2 protein-coding genes are annotated in these 3,646 nt (G+C 62.5%); one reads left to right on the forward strand and one right to left on the reverse strand.

Annotated features, from left to right (window positions below; genetic code table 11):
* A partial coding sequence (locus QOC69_RS20305; RefSeq protein WP_526442892.1) for a R2-like ligand-binding oxidase occupies positions 1-785 on the forward strand: 785 nt, incomplete at its 5' end.
* Between the two features lie 9 nt (positions 786-794).
* On the opposite strand, the gene QOC69_RS20310 is transcribed toward QOC69_RS20305, so the two are convergent.
* On the reverse strand, positions 795-3,646 hold a 2,852-nt coding region (locus QOC69_RS20310), incomplete at its 5' end, for an MMPL/RND family transporter (protein ID WP_526442894.1).

A 3,646-nucleotide genomic window follows, 5' to 3' on the forward strand; every position in this document is an offset into this window, starting at 1 on the left:
GGGACTGGGCCACGCGGCTGTGTGCAGAGTTCATCGCCGGCGAGGAGGCCGTCACCCAGGACATCCAGCCGTTCATGAGCGCGATGCGGGCCGAAGGGCGACTCGGCGACGAGATGTATCTGACGCAGTTCGCATTCGAGGAGGCCAAGCACACCCAGGTGTTCCGCATGTGGCTCGACGCCGTCGGAATCAACGACGACCTGCACCACTACCTCGATGACCTTCCGTCCTACCGTCAGATGTTCTACGAGGAGCTCCCGGAATCACTCAACGCCCTTTCGAGTGATCCCTCGCCTGCCGCCCAGGTTCGCGCGTCGGCGACGTACAACCACGTGATCGAAGGCATGATGGCACTCACGGGATACTATGCGTGGCACAAGATTTGCGTGGATCGCGGCATTCTCCCCGGCATGCAGGAGCTGGTGCAGCGCATCGGTGACGACGAGCGACGGCACATGGCGTGGGGCACCTTCACCTGTCGTCGCCACGTCGCCGCCGACGATGCCAACTGGGCGGTATTCGAGACCCGCATGAACGAGCTGATTCCGTTGGCGTTGCGCAACACCGAGGAGGCCTTCGCCCTCTACGACGCCGACAACATCCCCTTCGACCTCACGATGGGCGAGTTCATGCAGTACGCCACCGACAAGGGGATGCGACGATTCGGCACGATCGACAGCGCTCGCGGCCGGCCGCTCGAGGACATCGACGTCGACTACTCGCCGCTGCAGCTCGAGGACACGTTCGCCGACGAGGACGAGAAGGCCCTCGCAGCGTCGGCATGACGCCGGCGTTCACGCCGGCGTGGTGGTGGGCTCGGACTGGATGGACTCAAGCCGACGCCTTGATGCCGGCGTTCGGACGACCTGTGGCCACCAGAACCAGCGTCCGAGTAGCGCGGCAATGGACGGCGTCATGAACGACCGCACGATCAGGGTGTCGAAGAGGAGACCCAACGCGATGGTGCTGCCGACTTGCGCGATGCTGCGTAGGTCCCCGAACAAGAACGACCCCATGGTGGCCGCGAACACCAGGCCCGCCGACGTCACCACCGAGCCCGACCCGGCCATGGCACGGATGATTCCCGTCTTCAGCCCGCGGTGGATTTCCTCCTTGAACCGGGACACCAGCAGAAGGTTGTAATCGGACCCCACGGCCAACAGCAGGATGACGGACATCACCAGGACGATCCAGTGGAGTCGGATGCCAAAGAGGTACTGCCAGACGAGTACTGAAAGCCCGAATGACGTACCCAGCGATAGCAACACGGTGCCGACGATCACAGCCGACGCCACGACGCTTCGCGTGATGATCAGCATGATGATGAAGATGAGTGCCACCGCGGAAATTCCGGCGATCATCAGGTCGTAGGTCGAGCCGTCGTGCATGTCCTTGTAGGTGGCCGCGGTCCCGCCCAGGTAAATGGTGGAACCTTCCAACGGGGTGCCCTTGATGGCTTCCTTGGTCGCCTGCTTGATGGCGTCGATGTGGGCGATGCCCTCGGGGGTTGCGGGATCGCCTTCGTGCTCGATGGTGAAGCGCACCGACTTGCCGTCCGGTGAGATGAAGTTCTTGATGCCGCGTTTGAAGTCGGTGTTGGCGAACACTTCTGGCGGCAGATAGAACGTATCGTCGTTCCTCGCGGCGTCAAACGCATCGCCCATCGCCGTCGAGTTGTCGGACATGGCCGACTGCTGGTCCTGCATGCCCTTCTGCGTGGCATACATGGTCAGCATCATCGACTTCATGCTCTTCATGGTGTCGATCATCGACGGCATCAACGCGACCAACTGCGGCATGAGCGCGTCAAGGTGTTCCAAGTCGGGCATGAGTGCCTGGATGTCGTCGGTCGTGGTGTCGACGCCGTCGAGGGTGTCGAATATCGACCGGATCGACACGCACACCGGAATATCGTAGCAGTGCGGTTCCCAGTAGAAGTAGTTGCGGATCGGGCGGAAGAAGTCGTCGAAATCGGAGATGTGGTCCCGCAATTCGGCGAGGTCGATGGTCGTGTTCTTCATGATGGACACCATGCTGTGCGTGACGGCGGCCATCTGCCCCGTGATGCTCGACATCTTCTCCAGCGAGTCGATGCTGGTCTGCATGTCGTCGGCCTGAACCAGCATGTTGGCCATCAGGTCCTGGTTGTACTTCTCGTTCAACTTCTGGCCGGTACCCTGCATGCTGACCTGAAACGGGATCGTCGTGTGTTCGATCGGCTTGCCCGTGGGCCGGGTGATCGTCTGGACCCTGGCGATCCCGGGCACGTGGAAGATGGCCTTGGCAATCTTGTCTATGACGAGGAAGTCGGCGGAGTTGCGAAGATCGTGGTCGCTTTCGACCATCAGCAGTTCGGGGTTCATCCTGGCGCTGTCGAAATGCCGGTCGGCGACGGTATATCCGACATTGGACGGTGTGTCGGCGGGCATGAAGTGGCGTCCGTCGTAGTCGGTCTTGTAGCCCGGTAGGGCGAGCAGTCCGATCAGTGCCAACGCGCACGTCGCCACGAGAATCGGACCCGGCCACCGCACCACCACGACACCCACCCGGCGCCACCCACGGGAACTGATCGCGCGTTTGGGTTCGAACAGGCCGAATCGGCTGCCGATGACGATGACGGCCGGGCCCAGCGTCAACGCAGCGATGACTGCGACGAATACGCCTACCGCGCACGGCACTGCCATTGTCTGAAACCACGGCAGACGCGTGAATCTCAGACACAGTAGTGCGCCGGCGATGGTCAGCCCCGAACCGAGCACCACGTGCGCGGTGCCATGAAACATGGTGTAGTACGCGGTTTCCCGGTCCTCGCCGTCGCCCCGTGCTTCTTGGTACCGGCCGATGAGAAAGATCGCATAGTCGGTGCCAGCGGCGATCGCGATGAGCGTCAGCAGGCTTGTTGCGAACGTCGAGAGCCCGATGATGTCCGTGTTGCCGAGGAAGGCGACGATTCCCCTGGAGGCGCCGAGTTCGACGAACACCATCAGCAAGATCAAGATCGTGGTGACGATGGAGCGATAGACGAACATCAGCATGAGCGCGATGACCACTAGCGTGACGGCCGTGGCCTTGGCCGCACCCTTGTCGCCGGCGACTCGCTGGTCGGCATTCATCGCCGCTCCACCGGTGACGTACGACTTGACCCCTTGCGGGGCGGGCGTTTCGTCGATGATGTCGCGCACGGCTTCGATGGACTCGTTGGCCCGCGTCTCGCCCATGTTCCCGCGCAGATAGAGCTGCACGTATGCGGCCTTGCCGTCGCCGCTCTGTGCGCCCGACGCGGTCAGCGGATCGCTCCAAAAGTCCGCGACGTGCTCGACATGCGCCGTGTCGGCCTGAAACTTCTTGATCAGCTCGTCGTAGTAGTGGTGCGCGTCGGCGCCGAGCGGTTTGTCCCCCTCGAGGATGACCATCGCGTTGCTGTCGGAGTCGAACTCCTGAAAATTGGCCCCGACGCGCTGCATCGCCATGAAGGCCGGTGCGTCATGCGCATTCATCGACACCGTGTGGGCCTGGCCCACCTTCTCCAGCGTCGGCACGAAGACATTCGTGACGACGGTCAACGCCAGCCAGCAGAGCACGATGGGCAGCGCAAATACCCGGATGGCGTGCGCGATCTTCGATCGCTCCGCGGATGGAGCGCTCA

It is taken from the genome of Mycobacterium sp., assembly GCF_032162105.1.
Taxonomy (GTDB): domain Bacteria; phylum Actinomycetota; class Actinomycetes; order Mycobacteriales; family Mycobacteriaceae; genus Mycobacterium.